Source organism: Methanoculleus sediminis, assembly GCF_001017125.1.
In the GTDB taxonomy this organism is placed as follows: domain Archaea; phylum Halobacteriota; class Methanomicrobia; order Methanomicrobiales; family Methanoculleaceae; genus Methanoculleus; species Methanoculleus sediminis.
The window spans coordinates 581,337-598,340 of the sequence record NZ_JXOJ01000002.1 but is presented as its reverse complement, the minus strand read 5'-3'; the positions used below and the strand labels follow the sequence as shown (position 1 = coordinate 598,340).

Genomic DNA, 17,004 nt, shown 5'->3' with positions numbered 1-17,004 from the left:
ATACGGTTCACTTTCACGGGCGGTTCCACCCGGCGCACCCGCTTTCCGGGGTATGAGTTGACGCCGTACCGGGATTAACCGTGCAAACCCGGTATGCGGTAGGATGGGGAGCGGTTCTTCGCATCATACGAGCGTATTCGCTCCGCTCATGGGAACAGGTTGTCCGGCGGTATTCCACCCGGTGCATCCGAGGGTCGAGGACGTATAATGTGCTGTTACATCGTTGCCGAGGCCGCACCGGAGACGGTGAATTTGGGGCTTTATTAGAGGAAGATGGTTCTCGCGCGTCTTTTGGAAGACATTTCTCGTGCAGATCCTGCCCGGCAGAAATCTTTTTGATTGTTGTCGTGTATGCCGCATCCTCATTATTGCCTCATGGTAAATCCTGCTGTATGGAAAGAGGGAAGAACGTGGGTGATCTGCGGGAACGATCTCGTCCGCTACTGTATCACACGGAAATGAAGGGGGAACATGGATCGACAGGTAAAGGTGCTGATCACCGACGCCGCGTACACGCATACTCTGGGGGCGGTGAGAAGTCTGGGGAGAGCTGGCTTTCATGTCACAGCCGTGTCGCCCGATCACAGAGCCGTCTCATTTTATTCACGGTACTGCCATGACAGAGTTTTGTGCCCCGATCCCGATGACGAAGAACAGTTCATCGACTTCATCGGGAATTACATCCAGGAAAATCCGGTCGACGTCCTTGTTCCGGTCGGCTATCTCTCCACTATTGCAATCTCACGACATAAGAAGGAACTGCTCCCTTTCGCCAGGATTCCCGTGGCGGAGTATGAGCCGATGCAGGTTGCGTGCAATAAGCAAAAGACGATGCAGTTTGCGTCAACTCTTGATGTTCCCATTCCCGGTGAATATATGTCGGTCGAGGATATCACCGAGTTTCCCGTCGTGGCAAAGGATCCGTACGGATCCGGCAAAATCCGCTATATCGACTCCCCACAGGGATTTGAGCGCCTCGATCTCACCGGGTATCTGCTCCAGGAATATATTCCGGGAGCGGGGTATGGATTCTTCGCCCTCTTCAACCATGGTAAGGTGAGAGCATACTTCATGCACAGGCGGAAACGGGAGTTCCCCGTAACCGGGGGCCCCAGCACCTGTGCGGAGAGCATCTACGACGAGAACGTGAAAAGAATCGGCCTGAAACTGCTCGAATCGTTACAATGGCACGGGGTAGCCATGGTCGAATTTAAGAAAGACGACCGGGACGGCGTGTTCAAGCTGATGGAGATCAATCCGAAGTTCTGGGGATCTCTCGATCTGTCCATCGCCTCCGGCGTTAATTTCCCGGTTCTGCTGGCCAACATGGCATTAAACGGCGATATCGAGCCGGTTTTCCGGTACGACACCGGGATAACGTTCCGGTGGCCGTTTCCCGAAGACACGGTCCACCTGTGCGCTCACCCGGCATCCGGCATCGATATCATACGGGAGTGCTTTGACGCGCGATCGCGGACCAACCTCTGTCTCGACGACCCTCTTCCGAACATGGTACAGATCCCGAGAACGTGCAGTCGTCTGGCGAGGCTGGTCGGCAGCGGCGGGCTGCGTTATCCTCACGGCAGACCGGGGACGAAACGATGATCGGGCGATAGGATTCTATCGCCTCATGCATCCCGTCATCATCGGCGATCGCAGCCGGCCGGCGTGGGCATCATTCAGAGTAAAACCCACGGTCCGGGCATGCCGACCCCTCCCGTCGCGCAGCCTTCGATCGCCGTCGTTCTCCCGCACCGTGTGTCCATGCCCATCGGCCGGATGAGGGGTTACCTTTTAGCCGTGAACGGTACCAGTGCTGCCGTCTCCTCCGGAACACCGGGATGCCACAATATGTCACATAAAAGAGTCGCGAGGGATATCGGCCTCATAGCGATAACCCAGATGCTCATCAGTCTCGGGGGGTTTTTCCTCCTCCCGATCGTCACCAAGATGCTGGGGCCCGACAGCTACGGGATCTGGGCACAGATCAACGTCACGATCTCTCTCCTCTATCCCCTTGCCCTGGTCGGACTTCATATGGCGTTTCTCCGGTTTCTGGCCGCAGAAGAAGATGAGGGTGTTATCCGGGAGGGTTTTTACTCGATCGTCTTCTTTGTCGGTTTCACCGGGTTTGCGATATCGCTCGCGGTCTATCTACTCTCGGATCTCCTGGCCGTGACGCTGTTTGGCGATATTCAGGCCTCGTATTTCGTAAAAGCCGGCTCGTTTCTGATCCTGCTCACCGCCGTCGACCTGGTGGCGACATTCTATTTCCGCATCAGCCGCGAGACCGGAATCTACGCGGCCCTGTCCCTGTTCAACAGTTTCGGGCGGCTGATACTCATCCTGATCCTTCTTGTACTGGGGTTCGGCCTCATCGGCGTGATCGGCGGGATCTTCATCATCATGCTGCTGGAGATTATGATATCCCTTGCTCTCATCGTACGCCGTATCGGGTTTGCCCTGCCGAGGTTTACCTATATTAAGGAATATCTGAGATACTCGGCGCCGATAACCCCGAATTCACTCATCCGGTGGATCACCGAGTCCAGCGACCGGTTCATCGTCGGCTTCTTCCTGGGGGTTACTGCCGTCGGGATTTATTCTGCGGGATACGTCATCGGGGGGCTGATCTTCCAGTTGATGTATCCGATTCAGTTGATCCTGTTTCCCGAGCTCTCGCGACTGTATGACCGGCTGGAGATGGAGTCGGTGAAATTCTATCTCAGTATTTCATTGAAATATTTCCTGCTGGCGGCCATACCCGCCGTGGTAGGGTTGTCCGCTCTGGCCGGCCCGATCCTGGATCTTTTCACCACCCCCCAGTTTGCGTCGGGAGCGGTCGTCATCCCCTTTATTGCGCTTTCCGGTCTGCTGGCAGGGATCTACCAGATCGTCATCAACATCACCCATCTGGTGAAGAAGAACCAGTTCAACCTGTTTATTCACGTGCTTGCGGCGATCTCCAATCTTCTTCTCAATCTGCTGCTCATCCCGTTCGTCGGCTTTATCGGTGCTGCAATCGCTACCCTGATATCCTACACGATTACGGCGGCCGTAGCGGTTCTTTTCTCCGTTAGGTATATCAGATTCAGGATATACTGGTCGTCCATCTTCAAGAGCGTCGCCGCATCCGGGGTCATGGCCGGGATTATACTGCTTATCCCGGTCTGTTCGGTGCAGAATCTCCTCCTTGCGGTGGGGAGCGGCATGGTTCTGTACGTCATGATAATGGTCCTGATAAAGGGTCTGGACAGGAGGGAACTGGATTCGCTGAAGAAACTTCTTCTCAATAAATGAATCCGTCGAACCGACGACGGATCACCCCGGAAAAAGGCTTCTATGGGGCCGGGGAGTCCTCATACCGGATGATGGTATCCTGCCTGCCGTGCGAGGGCCGCGATTACGATGACGGATCTGCCCTGATATTCCAGACATCCCGTCCCCGATCGGTAACGTCTCCCGGCAGGTCTACGAGTTCGGCGGGGTACGGTGCGAAGAACGATTGGTGCATCAGGTGCGGCTCCTGGAATCGGATAACCCACGAACGAAGCAGGCCGCGGGGTTCGGCCAGGGTGGCATGACCGTATCTGTAGCGGTCGATCAGCCCGATGCAGTAGGCTCTCTCCTCGTCTGAGATACGGTCGCTGAAGTATCCGAGGGCGTGCTGGAGAACGTTGACGTTGCCGGTATACCGTGGAGCCCGTGCGAGCGCGATAGAGAGCATCCGGCGGTACCGGAGGAAGAGTTCTCCCGGCCCGACCTCTGCCCGGTCTGCGACGAGCCTTCCTGCCTCCCGCAGCATCTTCTGGCTCGAGGCGAGAAGGAGGAGCTTGTTGTCTGTATGAAACCGCACGAGGGCTTCCCGGTTCCCGGTTGCTGCGATGCCCCGGAACGACGCCAGGGTAAAGACCGCGGAGAGGAAGTGGTCGCGGATCCGCGCATTGTTCAGGCGCAGTTCGTCTTCTACGGGGAGGTCCGGGTATCGCTTCAGCACCTCGCGGGCGAAGAATCCTGCGGACTTTGCTATCGCCGCGGACTTTTCCATTGACGGGTACACCCGGACGTTCCGGGTGCCCGAGGTGGGGGAGCCGCCTTTGAGGATAAAACCGTCGACGGGTGGCAGGGAATCGAGGAATCGTGCTGCGAAGGCGGTCATCTCCTCCGTAACGTCCCGCCCGGTAGCCGGCTGCACGAGGCGATCGGAACCCCCTATCCGGACGATCCTGACGGTCGCCCGGGGGGTGCCGAGCCCGATCTCGACCTCCGGGCAGACCGGGATGCAGTCGGCATACTCCTTCAGGCGTGCCACCGTGGGGGACGGTATCTTCGAGCCGTCGTAGCGGCACGGGTCGAACTCGATGCAGCGGCTGACGACGAGGCGGGGGCGGGGGTATTCCCGGGTCATGGGGCATCACGATACGGTGGATGCATATGAATCCTTGGATCTCGAGGAGGTGTCCCGGATTGAAGGCCGATGCATCACCTTCATAGCCCCGCGGCGCTACCCTTCTCTCATGGAACCGGCGGTCATCAGGCGCGAGGAGGCGGATCATCTCGAGAAGCACGGCGTCCGGATGCGGGTCTATACGGCAGAGGGCGCCCCGGCCGGGGTCGTCTACCAGGAGACGGAATCGGGGCATGCGGAAGAGTTCTGCCACGAGAAGAGTGCGTTCATCTATTACATCGTCGAGGGGGAAGGTGTCTACGTCATCGGCGGCGTCGAGCACCGGGTCCGGGCGGGAGATGTCGTCGTCGTGCCGCCGGGAAACAGCATCTATTTCCGGGGCCGTCTTCGGCAGGTGCTCGTCACCGTCCCCCCGTGGGAGGAGTCAGGCGAGCGGCATATCCGGGATGTTGCGGTGTGAGCGGGCCGGTTCCTCGCCGCACCCCCGGAACCCTTATCCGCCGCTACAATGAGATCCTGGCATGAAGGTGCTTGGCATCAGCGGAAGCCCGAGGTCGAGGGGGAACACCGCCCGCCTCCTCGCGGAGGTTCTCCGCGGGGTCTCCGATGCAGGCGGCGAAGTGAGCGCCGTCAGTTTATCCGGCTACGTCATCGCCGGCTGCGTCGGTTGTGAGCGGTGCAGGCGTGACCTGACCTGCACCCGCTTCAACGACGGCATGACCCTGCTGTATCCCCGCATCGCGGAAGCGGATGCGCTCGTTCTCGGCTCGCCGGTCTACCACTACAACGTCACCAGCCAGATGAAGGCGTTCATCGACCGGCTCTACGCCTTCTACGACTTCACCGACGAGCGTCCCCGGGGCTACTCCAGCCGTCTTGCGGACCGGAAGCGCAAGGCCGTGGTTTTTGCGGTGGGCGAGCAGGCGGACGCCGCCGATCTCGGCGTTGCGCTGGAGGCGCTCTCCCTGCCGCTCCGGCCGCTCGGCTACGAGGTGGTTGCCGAACTCCCGGTCTTAAGCTGCTTTGAGCCGGGGATCGTCGGGGAGAGGGAGGAGGTGCTCGAGCAGGCATACCGGTGCGGCCGGGACCTTGCGGCGGCGCTTTCCGGGGCCTGATATGCGGGTCTTTCCGCCCGCGGGTCATGCCAAGGTATAAGTAGCACGAAGTCACCTACCTCGCGTCCATCGTGTCTCGGGGGATTCGCACCGTCGTGCGCGTAACTCGATAAAATGCCGAACGGTGGAGGGATCCCGGCGGTTGGTGGCAGCATCGTGCGGAGAAGATACCGAAGGCCGGCCGATGATCATCCCGTATGCCCTGATAGTCGCATGCTTCTTTGCCTTCCTCCTCTTTCCGGGTGGGGTTGTGCAGGGGTCAGCCGTCGCTCCGGCCGTCGACAGTGAACCGACGGGCAACCTGTCCCCCGAAATTCTGACACATAGCCGGATCCCTGAAAACCTCTCCCTCTCTCCGGATGCCGGAACGCTGGCCCTCGGCGATGCGCCCCTGCAGTTCACGGCGACATTGAGTCGAGCGAACTATACCGCGGATGTTACCGGGAACTGCAACTGGTCCAGCAGCAACACATCTGTCGGGACCGTGGAGGGAGGGATATTTACCCCCGGAGCTCCCGGCCATGCAGACGTTACCGCCAGTTATCCCCCGAATGTAGCGCCCGGGAGGCGGCCGATCACGGCAACCGCACCGGTTGTCGTCAGTCCGCCGTCACGCAGGCTCACGACCATCATCATACAGCCTCCGGTTGTCGCCCTCGATGCTCACGAGACGCGGGAGCTTGAAGCAACCTGCCTCGACGAGAACGACAACCCGATCGCGGATGTTGCCGTTTCCTGGGAGAGCAGCGACGAGGCGATTGCGGCGGTCGATGCAGGCGGCACCGTCACCGGCGTCTCCGAGGGATCGGCGGAGATCACCGCATCCGTGGAAGGCGTCGTTGAGTCCGCGATCGTTCAGGTCAATCGCTCTCCGCCGGTGCCGGCGGCGATCGAGGTATCTCCGCAGGAGGAGCGTGTCGGCGTTGAAGATACCCTGCAGCTGAACGCGAGCTGCTCAGACCAGTACGGAGAGGTCATGCCCGACGTTACGATGACGTGGTCGAGCAGCGATGCTGCGATCGGATCCGTGGATTTCACGGGTCTTTTCCATGCCCGGGCGGGAGGCACGGCGATCGTGACCGCATCGGCCGACGGTGCACGGGGCTCGGCAACGATCACTGTGATCGAATCCACCCCCGAACCCGAAACGCCCACCATCGTAACCGAACTGCCTGAACCGGAGCCTGCATTCATTGCGGTCTCCCCGTCGTCGGGGACTCTCGGCGTCGGCGAAACGGTGCGGCTGGAGGCCGCGGTCTATGACCGGAATAACCGCGAAATCCCCGGCACCCCCGTCTCCTGGGCGTCGGCGAACGAGTCGGTTGGGACGATCGACGACGAAGGCCTCTTCACCGCGGTTGCCGAAGGAGAGACGGTCGTTACAGCCCGATCCGGAGAAATCGAGGGGGGATCGAATCTCCGGGTCGCCCGGGAATCCTTGATCGCACGTATCGAGGTACAGCCGGAATCGTGCGCACTTGAAGTTGACCGAGATCGACAGCTTACCGCAACCTGCTACGACCGGGACGGCCGGGTGGTGGAGGGTGCCGACGTGGCATGGACGTGCAGCAATGTGAGCGTCGGCAGCGTGAATGGAGCCGGTTTATTCACTGCGAGAAATGCCGGCAACGTCACGATCAATGCTACTGCAGATGGTGTCGCGGGCTCGGCGACGGTGGTGGTCGGCGGCTCCCCGTCTCCGGTCGATCCGGTTCTCCTGGCGATCCTTGCCGTGGTTACGGGGGCAACCGCGTCGTACGGGATCCAGAGGTACCTGAAAGGCCGTCCGCGTACCCGTATACGCGAACATCTCCCCGTGCACGTCGAAGTGGGGGGAGGCGTGGAGGCCGCAAAGGCGGCACCGGGATCGAGACCCGCCGTGGATGTAGAGGTCACCGGCGGTATCCAGAAAGGAGGCGAGGAACGATGACGCAGGCGGCACTGCGATGCAAAAGCCTTGAAGAAGCCCTGTTCGACCACGAACTCGAGATGAACCTGACCACCGCGATGGAGAACAAAACGGTGAAGGATTTCTCGGAGGCCGACGGCTATACGGAGTATGCGAAGGGTTCCGGCCGGACGGCGGAGGCCGCCAGGAGATCCGTGACGCGAAAGATCGCACAGACACTGACAGCACACCTTGCGGAGGGCCTGATACAGGTGACCGTCGAGGAGATGATGAAGGAGGAGGAGTACCGGGACGCGGTCAAAAAAAAGGAGGAGACGGCTATTATTGCAAAATTCAGCCGGGATCTTCCGCCGTTTCGGGCCTATGTGGATGTGACGACGAAGTGCGGGTGCATGGCTCTCACGAACATCCGCTACCGTTTCGAGGCGGAGCCCAACGTCACCGTCCAGGATGCGAAGATAACACTGAAGGATGATCAGCCGGAGAGCATCTTGTTCGGCACGCTTGTCGCCAATCTCACGCTCAATCTCCTCCTCGGGAGCCAGAGCCTGAAGATCTGCTCCATTAAAGGAACTGTGGAGATGCCCGGGACGATCGACCTGAGCCCGGCCGACGCGGACAGAACGTAACCCGTACGCGCTATCCGGAAGAAGAGCGGTGTCGGTGGGATCGTCCGGCTCCACTACGAGACCACGCACGTCCGCGTGAAGGGCAGGTATCGCCGGTGCGGAGCGGAAGCGGTTCGTCCAGGCCTGCGGAGTCGCCGGCCCCACGGAGTAGAACCGAACCGGATGATCAGGCCGATCGGGTAGCATCTGTCGTCGCAAGTGTTTTATCTGTTGAGCGTAAAGGCGTCCGCGAATATCAGCAGTTTCCTATTACAGCACTCCATCCATTCTTTTCAATATCGGCCGCTCGCGACCGAACAAGGTCGGTTCAGCCATGTACGTTTCTGGCCGGCAATCAGCGGATCGCGCAGCCGGCCGCAGTAAGATGATGAGGTGACTTCTCATGTTAGGCTTCTATAAAATGGCGTTCGATCGAACGACCGGTGAGAAACACGCAACCGGGTGGCTGCCGCCGTATCCGGATCTCCGGGATTATACGGAACGGGATGCGAACATCCCTGAGATGGCCGAGAAACTGGGTATCGCGCCCGGGATGAAGTCCGAGTCGTTGCTCTCCAGCATGGACCTCCGGGAATGGTTCTCCGAAGTCGAGGACCAGCTGACTCTCGGATCCTGTACGGCGCACGCCGCCGTCGGTATCGTCGAATATTTTCAGAGACGGGCTTTTAATAAGCACATCAACGGATCGCGTCTTTTCGTGTACAAGATGACCCGCAACCTGATGGGGGTTACGGGGAATACGGGGGCATGGCTCCGGAACACGATGGGCGCCCTGGCGCTCTGCGGGGTGCCTCCCGAGATGTACTGGCCGTACACGGATACCACGCCGGAGTTCGACCTGGATCCGTCGCCGTTTCTGTGTGCGGTTGCAGGAAAATACGCCGCGGTCGATTACTTCTGCCACGATCCGCTGGGGGGCAGCGTGGCCGCGGAAGAGGTACTGTTCAGCGTTAAAAAATACCTGGCCGCAGGAATCCCCTCCATGTTCGGGTTTTACGGGTTCCCCTCCTTTGCGGCGGCGGACGCCGAGGGGGGCATCCCGTTCCCCTGCCCCGGAGAGCGGGCGGAGTGGGGGCATGCCGTCGTCGCGGCCGGTTATGACGACGACATGGAGATCAAAAACACACGGTGCGGCAAAACGACAAAGGGGGCGTTCCTGATCCGCAATTCGTGGGGAGACGACTGGGGAGAAGAGGGCTACGGATGGCTCCCCTATGATTACGTCCTTCACGGCCTCGCGATAGATTTCTGGTCCCTGGTTAAGATGGACTGGATCGATACGGAACAGTTCGGAATCGAGGTCTGAACCCAACCCCTTTTTGTCCACGCGCGGTTGCGCCGGAAGGGTTCCGAACTCGCCGACGGTGCCGGAGCCCGATTCGCGTGATGTTGAAGTGCTAACGAAGTATCGGCCTTGCACGCACCCGATGGCGAAAATGCTGCGTATTTCTCCGGTTCAGAACCATGTCCGTTCGGCTGTCTTCTAGTGAGGGAGCTGCTGGACGATATCGACGAAGATCCCGGCCGGATCTTTGAGGATGAAGTGCTTCTGGCCCCACTCTTCCTCGGTGTAGGGGTATACGATCTCTACGCCCTCAATCTTTTGCGCTTTCCCGTACTCCCTTCCGGCGTCCGCCACATCGTAGGTGACGATGATGCCCTCTCCGCCGTATGCGTCGTGAAGAAACGCGGGCTGGGTGGAGAGGTTCGGTTTCATGAACCCGAGTTCGATGCCGTTTGCGTGCTTCAACTGCACGTACCAGTCGGCATCGAAGACGACGTCGAAACCGAAGTGTTCGACGTAAAAATCCCTGCACTCCTCGAGATTCGGCGTGATGACGACGGGGTACTGTACGGTCACATCTATTGTCGGCATATCGGATCTCCTCTTCCGATCCCCCTGCGCGACTTCTTCGAGGAAAAGGTTTGCCACGGATCGCTCACGGCGGGCGGAGTCCGGTGAGGGGCATATCGCGTGCGGCCGGAGCGCGAACGGTTCCGAACCTTCATCGCTGTGTTGTACGCATAGTATGGTATGGCAGCATCAGGTGAGATTGCGATTCGCCCGATGACGAAGACCGAAGTCGGGATCGCGGTCGACTGGGCGGAACGGGAGGGCTGGAACCCCGGCCTTTCCGACGGAGAATGCTACTACGCGGTCGACCCGCAGGCGTTCTTCGCGGTGCTTCTCGACGGCCGCCTGGTCGGCTCGTTCTCGATCGTGGTCTACTCGGACGAGTTCGCCTTCGGCGGATTTTACATCCTGAAACCCGGGTATCGGGGCCAGGGTGTCGGTCTTGCGATCCAGGAGTGCGCCGACCGGCTCGCCGAGTCCTACAACTTCGGGATCGACGGCGTCTTCGAGATGCAGGATCGCTACAGGGCCCACGGCTTCCTCTTCTCGCACCGGAACATCAGGTACGAGGGTCTCGGCGGGGGCTCCCGTCCCCCGGGTCTCACGGACGCCGCGGGCGTCCCCTTCGACGCCCTCGTCCGCTACGACGCACGCCACTTCCCGGCAGAACGGCCGGCGTTCCTCCGCCACTGGCTGGCGCAGCCGGGCGCGACGGCGCTGGCAGTCCTCGAGGACGGGGAGGTCCGCGGCTACGGGCAGGTGCGGCCGTGCCGCAGGGGCGCGAAGATCGGTCCGCTCTTTGCCGACACGCCGGAGATCGCCGAACGGATCTACTGCGGCCTTGCGGCGGCGGTGCCCGGCCAGCCGCTCTTCCTCGACGTGCCGGAGCCGAACGGCGCCGGTATTCTTCTCGCAGAGCGGCACGGGATGGTCCCGGTCTTCGGCACGGCGCGGATGTACACGAAGGAGATCCCCGATCTTCCGCTTGATGAGTGCTACGGCGTCACGAGTTTCGAGACCGGGTGAGGGGGTATCCCGGCACTCAGTTCTTGAAACTGTGAATCGGTGCGGGAATCCGTCCGCCGCGGTTGATGAAGTCGGCGCAGCCGAACCCGTTTACCCTCTGGACCGGTGCATACCCGAGCAGTCCGCCGAACTCGACGGTCTCGCCGACATCCTTCCCTATCACCGGGATCAGCCGGACGGCGGTCGTCTTTTGGTTGATCATCCCGATTGCCGCCTCGTCCGCGATGATGCCGGATATCGTCGAGGCAGGTGTGTCGCCCGGGATCGCGATCATATCGAGGCCGACCGAGCAGACACAGGTCATCGCCTCGAGTTTCTCGATCGTGAGGGCGCCGCGGTTCACCGCATCGATCATCCCCTGGTCCTCGCTGACGGGGATGAACGCGCCCGAAAGCCCCCCGACAAACGAGCTCGCCATGATCCCGCCCTTCTTCACCTGGTCGTTTAAGAGGGCGAGTGCGGCTGTCGTCCCCGGGGCACCGACCGACTCGAGCCCCATCTCCTCGAGAATCCCGGCGACGCTGTCCCCGACGGAGGGCGTGGGGGCAAGGGAGAGGTCGACGATCCCGAACGGAATCCCGAGCCTCTCCGACGCCTCCTGGGCGACGAGCTGGCCTGCACGGGTGACCTTGAAGGCCGTCCGCTTGACCGTCTCGCAGAGCACCTCGAAGTTCTTGCCCCGGACGCCCTCGAGCGCGTGCTTGATGACCCCCGGGCCGCTTACGCCCACGTTGACGACCGCATCGGCCTCGGAGACGCCGTGAAACGCTCCGGCCATGAACGGGTTGTCGTCGGGGGCGTTGCAGAAGACGACGAGTTTCGCACAGCCGAGGGAGTTGTTCTCCTTCGTCGCCTCGGCGGTCTCCCGTACTATCTCCCCCATCAGTTTCACGGCGTCCATGTTGATCCCGGTCTTCGTCGAGCCGAGGTTCACCGAGCTGCAGACCCTCTCGGTCGAGGCGAGAGCCGCCGGGATCGAGCGGATGAGGGCTTCGTCGGTCGGGGTCATCCCCTTCGAGACGATCGCCGAGTACCCCCCGAGGAAGTTGACCCCCGTGTTCCGTGCGGCTTTGTCAAGCGTCGCTGCAACCTCTACGAAATCTTCCGGAGACCTGCAGGCCCGCCCGGCGACGAGCGCGATGGGGGTTACGGCAATTCTCTTGTTCACGATCGGGATCCCGTACTCGAGCTCGATCTCCCTCCCGGTCGAGACGAGGTCTTTGCCCAGTCGGGTGATCTTGTCGTAGATGTTCCGGTTCAGGGCGTCGAGATCGGCGTCGCAGCAGTCGAGAAGGCTGACGCCGAGCGTGATGGTCCGGACGTCGAGCTTCTCCTGCTCGATCATCTGGTTGGTCTCGTTCACCTCGAGAATATTGATCATGGAATCCCCTCAGATCCGGTGCATTTTCGTAAAGATATCTTCCCGCTGGCACCGGATCCGGACACCGATCTCCTCACCGAGTTCGTCGAGTTCGATCACCATCCCGGCATACGGTTTTGTCGATCCGCCGGTATCGACGATCATCATCATATTGAAGTATCCCTGCACGATCGTCTGCGAGATGTCCTCGACGTTGACCTGGTTCTCGGCAAGATACGTGCAGACCTTCGCGATAATTCCCACGGTATCCTTCCCGACGACGGTAATGATTGTCTTGCTCATGCTCTCCTGTCCCTGTATCGTATTGATCTCTTCCGGCATTAATCCGATTAAGGCGTTATCGGGGGTAAGGATATCCTTCCCGGAAAAAGGAGCATCGCGGTTTCTTCAAACCGGCTGCTATTCTCTGCAGTTGCAAAATCCCGACAACCCGATCCTGCATACCCCCGCATATGCGGGATCGTATCCCGGGCGGACAGCCCGGTAGAAGAGGAGACGGATCGCAGGTACGGGCGTGCGCCGATCGCCGCATGGGTCACCAGAGTCCTCCTACCCATACGCAATTTCCAGCGACCGGATCCATTCTGCGGTCGTCATCACCTGCGAGAACCGCATCTGCTGGGTCACGAGGACCGCCCGGTGAAGGTCGGCATCGGAGATCGTCCCGGCCCGGTTGGCAACGGAGAGCGTCCCGGTGGCATCCGAAAGGAACTTCACGCCGTACCCGTTATGGAATGCCTGCCGGCCGGTCGAATCACAGCACATCTGGGACATGTAGCCGGAGATGGTCACGGAACTGACGGAATGTTCTCTAAGCCAGGCATCAAGGCCGGTATCGGTGAAGCTCCCGGGCAGGGCCTTCTCGATGAGCAGATCGTACGGCCGCTTCTTCACTTCGGGATGCAGTTCCCATGCCGGGGTCCCGAACCGGAACGACGGGGCATCCGGAGCGGTGCTGGTATGCCGGATCACCACGACCGGGATCTCTGCGGCACGTGCGGCATCCATCGCCTGAAGGATGTTGGTTAAGCTCGCCTTCGGGTATGTTACCGGCAGGTTGCCGGAGAAATATTCGTTCTGGACATCGATGACCAGTAATGCTTCTTTCATCATGCACCCGCCCTGTAAAATGCAATCCTGTTGATCTCCATCCGATAGAACTCCACAGGTTTTCCCCGGATCTCCTCTATGCACTCGCCGGTATTTCGGAAGCGCATCTCTTCATACAGTCTTTTTGCACGCGGATTATTCTTCCTTACAATAAGCCGGACGGCGCCGGTTGTAGTATCGGAAAATCCATGCACAAGTGAGAGATAGGTGACGGTTCTCCCTACCCCTCGCCCGCATCTCTCCGGGTGGAGTGCGATCCGGAACTCGGCAATCCCGCCGGGCTCTCGTGCAATGATCGAGAAACCGGCAATCGTTCCTTCATCGTCGGCGATAAGAATATCCGCGCCGGGTTTTTGCGAGTATTCGTCCAGCCAGCCCCCGTCTCTGAGCGCGTAATCGAGATCGCCGAATTCAGCAGGGTAGGGAGGCCATCCTTTGATGACGGCAATGTCGTCCTGATTGATTTGACGAAGGAAGATCATTCTCGGTAGAACGTGATCTTATTGTTATTCGTTATTAGAGATGATGGCGACTGACCATAAATACCGCCGTACGAAGAGAAGTTCCCGACGCGGTTGCAGGAAGCGGGAAAACAAGTATTCAGGGGATTTTGGAAAACGGAAGCAATTCCGTCTCACAACCTCTCTCCCGCCCCCTTTTGCGACTGTGGTGCCGGTCCGGGGGTTCGGTAGGAGGACCGGCCCGCTCTCCGTTGCGGTGCTCATGGGTGAGGCGGATCCGTGTAAGTCAACGCAAGTTGACTTAGAAGAGGGTGTCGACGCTATGTCAACCTGCGTTGACGTAGCCTTCCCTGCGGTACCTCAAGAACCAACATATTGGAAGTTCATACTACCTGTTCGTGAAAAAATACAGCAAGCAGGACCAGATGCTGATGGCGGCCTGGGCCGCGGACTGCGCCGGGCGGGTGCTTCCGCTCTTTGAAGCGGCCTATCCCGGGGACGACCGGCCGCGGAGCGCCATCGAGGTATGCCGCACCTGGGTCAGGACGGGCGTGTTTCGGATGGCCGAGATCCGGGGTGCTTCCCTCGCCGCCCATGCCGCCGCCCGCGACGCGAAGGGAAACGACGCGGCTCACTTCGCTGCGCGGGCCGCGGGCCAGGCGGTGGCGACCGCGCACGTCCCCCAGCACGCCTACGGGGGTGCGTACTATGCCCTGAAGGCCGTCGCGGCGGCGGACCCGGCGAACGCCGTGGCGAGTGTTGCTGCGGAGCGGGATTGGCAGGCGGAGCGGCTCCCTGAGGGGCTCCGGGAGGAGATCATGGAGAGGATTGTTGTTCTGGAGCGCGGGGGCGGGGTTTCTGTTAAATTGAGGAAGGGGGAGGGGTTTTGATGACTTCTTTTTTGTTTGTTACGATGCAGAGGCTGTTTTGCTGTGGTGAGATCGGTGGGGAAATAACCAAGTATTACTTCCTAGCTTTGTTACAAGGACTGAATGACTTCGGGGTACTGTAATGAAACCACTCTGAAAAGAAAGGAACATAGGAAAAGAAGATTTGTCCCTACTTGATCTCTTGAATATTATATAGGATATCAAAAAACTCGAAAACACAGTTCAAGGCATAGTCCTGCAAGAAATCTTCAAAAAATTCCAAATTTTCTGTGCGATTACTTGATTCAAAGTTAAGAGAAATGTAGTCTGAAAAGGTTTCGTCAAAGAAAATGATACTTGAAAATACAACTTTTCTAACACCGTTAAGATCCATCTTTTGGAGTTCGTTGATGAATTGTTGTCTCTTCAGGTTGAAATATGATCGGTAATTTTCTTTCAATTCCTCTCTTTCTGGCTCAGGTAATTCGTACTCTGCATAACGGTCAATATTTCGGAAGATATTGATTGGATCGCTTGTGGCAGGGGAAAGTAGGTTGTATATAACTAGATTGGGGTAATCCCGTCGTCCCCCTGAGTTGATCACGCTCTTGTACCGTTTCATGTATTTTTGCGAGATGTTCTCATCATTCTCTAAGAAATTTTCTACCTTTTTCGCGAGTTCACTGTTCTTTGAAGCTTCCTTAAGATGTTCAACAAAGTCCCACGGAGAGACTTCTTTTAAACAATTCTTCAGATGTTTACTGACCGTGTTTTGCATTCTCTGAACGACTGTTTCCTTATAATTGGATATATAAAGTTGGAAAAAACCTGCAATAACGCCTATTAATGTGATCAAAGCGACAAAATTGGTAACGCTAAAACCCTGTGGCAATGGAATTCGGCCAAAACTAAATGGGACAAAGTAGAAGATGAAAAACAGCGAGCCCCAAAATAGGGTTAAAATGAAAAGATCATTGAGGACATTAAAGAAGAACAGTCTTTGAAGAATAAGATAATTGTTTACCCAACCTAACTGTGGACACGAATTATACTTTTCGATTGAATTTTCTGGTAATCTTTCTCTTATACCCTCGCGTTCTATAGTCGTATCCTTAAATCTAAAAAAGAGGCTTGTTTTTATAACTGCAAATGAGGCAAAAATGCCCAGAGCGTAGAGAGGAACCGAAAACAGTTCGAATAAAGTGGATATTTGGAAGAAATAGTCGAAGAGAAAAACCATTACAATATTTGCACTGAGAAAACTCAGAATTGGCATATACGATGCGAATGGCTTTACTCTCTCATCACGGACGAAATTGCTCATTCTCATATCTTGAGGTAGAATTTTTTTAAGAGTATTAGATGAAAGGGACATGGAGAAACCTCTGCCTATAATTTAGCTAGATTATCCTTTTATTCGCGGAAGAATGATAGTTCACGCACTATAATGCAGTTCAATGATGTTCTTTTTTCCTACCACATGCTCCAATCATCATCTCTTTTTTTTCGAATTTTTCTTTTAGGTGAGTTACTGCCCAGTACATCTGGAAAGTCCACATCAAGAGGTTTAATCTTTACAGGAGCGATCTTCGGAGTTTTTAGAACGCCTGATGTGTCAGAAGTGGCATTTACTTTTGCTCTATCCCTCAGAATAGCACTTATTTCTTTCTTTACTTTTTCAGATCTTTTTCTGACGATCTCTTTCTGCTTTGTTTTTGGGACCGGCTTATGATGTACATCATCATGACAAATGGAACAAAGAACAAGTAAATTTCCGGGTGAATTTAGATCTTTACTTCCCGATGCTTTGTGGACTTCTACGATGTGGTGGATCTTCAAATTGCGCAGTGGATATTTCTTCCCACATAATTCACATTTGCTCCCTACTGCCTCTTTGATTCTCCTTTGTTTGGCTGAAGTAAGTGCTTGCCGTGTCCTTTCTGCATCAGTCCTATCATCAAAAATTGAAGGGGCCATAAATCTCGTCCTACAAACCGTCTACTTTCTCCTTTTTGTAGTTCCGGAGCCCATGAGATTTTCGAACATCTTTTCAGATTGTCCTTTCTTTCTCCCGTCACCGGTTTCCCACTTTCTCATAGTGCCTTTGAAGGTTTTGGGTTCGCGCGCCATAGTACTTCACAGATGGCAATTGCACGTAACCATATATATATATGGTGGCATGTTTGGAGAAATTATATATCGGTTTATTGGATCTCACTGGGGGGGTGGTCTTGGTCTGTG

17 protein-coding genes are annotated in these 17,004 nt (G+C 57.5%); 9 read left to right on the top strand and 8 right to left on the bottom strand.

Annotated features, from left to right (window positions below; genetic code table 11):
* Window positions 1–489 precede the first annotated feature (489 nt).
* Window positions 490–1,605 carry a carboxylate--amine ligase gene (locus tag SZ63_RS05745; protein WP_156168399.1) on the top strand — a complete coding sequence of 372 codons (1,116 nt, stop codon included), beginning with the start codon at window positions 490–492 and terminating at the stop codon, window positions 1,603–1,605.
* A gap of 246 nt (window positions 1,606–1,851) precedes the next feature.
* Window positions 1,852–3,300, top strand: a complete 1,449-nt coding sequence (locus tag SZ63_RS05740) for an oligosaccharide flippase family protein (protein WP_048182487.1) — start codon at window positions 1,852–1,854, stop codon at window positions 3,298–3,300.
* A 103-nt stretch (window positions 3,301–3,403) separates the two neighbouring features.
* Here the strand turns inward: SZ63_RS05740 and SZ63_RS05735 are convergent, their stop codons facing one another.
* On the bottom strand, window positions 3,404–4,408 hold the full coding sequence (locus SZ63_RS05735) for a YbgA family protein (RefSeq protein ID WP_048182484.1): 1,005 nt from the start codon (window positions 4,406–4,408) through the stop codon (window positions 3,404–3,406).
* A 109-nt stretch (window positions 4,409–4,517) separates the two neighbouring features.
* Between SZ63_RS05735 and SZ63_RS05730 the strand changes: the two genes are divergently transcribed.
* From SZ63_RS05730 to SZ63_RS05710, 5 genes are all read left to right on the top strand, one after another.
* Window positions 4,518–4,868, top strand: a complete 351-nt coding sequence (locus tag SZ63_RS05730) for a cupin domain-containing protein (protein WP_048183700.1) — start codon at window positions 4,518–4,520, stop codon at window positions 4,866–4,868.
* Between the two features lie 61 nt (window positions 4,869–4,929).
* Window positions 4,930–5,523, top strand: a complete 594-nt coding sequence (locus SZ63_RS05725) for a flavodoxin family protein (protein ID WP_048182481.1) — start codon at window positions 4,930–4,932, stop codon at window positions 5,521–5,523.
* Window positions 5,524–5,668: 145 nt separating this feature from the next.
* Window positions 5,669–7,453, top strand: a complete 1,785-nt coding sequence (locus SZ63_RS05720; RefSeq protein WP_048182479.1) for an Ig-like domain-containing protein — start codon at window positions 5,669–5,671, stop codon at window positions 7,451–7,453.
* Window positions 7,450–8,061 carry a hypothetical protein gene (locus tag SZ63_RS05715; protein ID WP_048182476.1) on the top strand — a complete coding sequence of 204 codons (612 nt, stop codon included), beginning with the start codon at window positions 7,450–7,452 and terminating at the stop codon, window positions 8,059–8,061. Before SZ63_RS05720 ends, SZ63_RS05715 begins: the two co-directional genes overlap by 4 nt.
* Window positions 8,062–8,443: 382 nt before the next feature.
* On the top strand, window positions 8,444–9,367 hold the full coding sequence (locus tag SZ63_RS05710; protein WP_048182473.1) for a C1 family peptidase: 924 nt from the start codon (window positions 8,444–8,446) through the stop codon (window positions 9,365–9,367).
* 177 nt (window positions 9,368–9,544) lie between these two features.
* Here SZ63_RS05710 and SZ63_RS05705 read toward each other — a convergent pair whose 3' ends face one another.
* Window positions 9,545–9,937 carry a VOC family protein gene (locus tag SZ63_RS05705; RefSeq protein WP_048183696.1) on the bottom strand — a complete coding sequence of 131 codons (393 nt, stop codon included), beginning with the start codon at window positions 9,935–9,937 and terminating at the stop codon, window positions 9,545–9,547.
* Window positions 9,938–10,096: 159 nt separating this feature from the next.
* Here SZ63_RS05705 and SZ63_RS05700 point away from each other — a divergent pair, with 159 nt between their 5' ends.
* On the top strand, window positions 10,097–10,942 hold the full coding sequence (locus SZ63_RS05700; RefSeq protein WP_048182471.1) for a GNAT family N-acetyltransferase: 846 nt from the start codon (window positions 10,097–10,099) through the stop codon (window positions 10,940–10,942).
* 16 nt (window positions 10,943–10,958) lie between these two features.
* Here SZ63_RS05700 and SZ63_RS05695 read toward each other — a convergent pair whose 3' ends face one another.
* From SZ63_RS05695 to SZ63_RS05680, 4 genes are all read right to left on the bottom strand, one after another.
* Complete coding sequence (locus SZ63_RS05695; protein WP_048182468.1) at window positions 10,959–12,323, bottom strand: PFL family protein; 1,365 nt, start codon at window positions 12,321–12,323, stop codon at window positions 10,959–10,961.
* Between the two features lie 9 nt (window positions 12,324–12,332).
* Window positions 12,333–12,605 (bottom strand): ACT domain-containing protein, encoded by a 273-nt coding sequence (locus tag SZ63_RS05690; RefSeq protein WP_048183692.1) that lies wholly within the window; start codon window positions 12,603–12,605, stop codon window positions 12,333–12,335.
* 267 nt (window positions 12,606–12,872) lie between these two features.
* A complete protein-coding gene (locus tag SZ63_RS05685; protein WP_206539409.1) occupies window positions 12,873–13,436 on the bottom strand; it encodes a cysteine hydrolase family protein in 564 nt (187 codons plus the stop codon).
* On the bottom strand, window positions 13,433–13,915 hold the full coding sequence (locus SZ63_RS05680; RefSeq protein WP_048182464.1) for a GNAT family N-acetyltransferase: 483 nt from the start codon (window positions 13,913–13,915) through the stop codon (window positions 13,433–13,435). The genes SZ63_RS05685 and SZ63_RS05680 overlap by 4 nt, the downstream gene beginning before the upstream one ends.
* A 377-nt stretch (window positions 13,916–14,292) precedes the next feature.
* Here SZ63_RS05680 and SZ63_RS05675 point away from each other — a divergent pair, with 377 nt between their 5' ends.
* Window positions 14,293–14,784, top strand: coding sequence for a putative immunity protein (locus SZ63_RS05675; protein WP_048182460.1), 492 nt, complete (start codon window positions 14,293–14,295; stop codon window positions 14,782–14,784).
* 169 nt (window positions 14,785–14,953) lie between these two features.
* On the opposite strand, the gene SZ63_RS05670 is transcribed toward SZ63_RS05675, so the two are convergent.
* Together SZ63_RS05670 and SZ63_RS12645 are read right to left on the bottom strand one after the other, a co-directional pair.
* Window positions 14,954–16,087, bottom strand: a complete 1,134-nt coding sequence (locus SZ63_RS05670; RefSeq protein ID WP_156168397.1) for a hypothetical protein — start codon at window positions 16,085–16,087, stop codon at window positions 14,954–14,956.
* A gap of 149 nt (window positions 16,088–16,236) precedes the next feature.
* On the bottom strand, window positions 16,237–16,740 hold the full coding sequence (locus tag SZ63_RS12645) for an HNH endonuclease signature motif containing protein (protein WP_082122662.1): 504 nt from the start codon (window positions 16,738–16,740) through the stop codon (window positions 16,237–16,239).
* Between the last annotated feature and the right edge of the window lie 264 nt (window positions 16,741–17,004).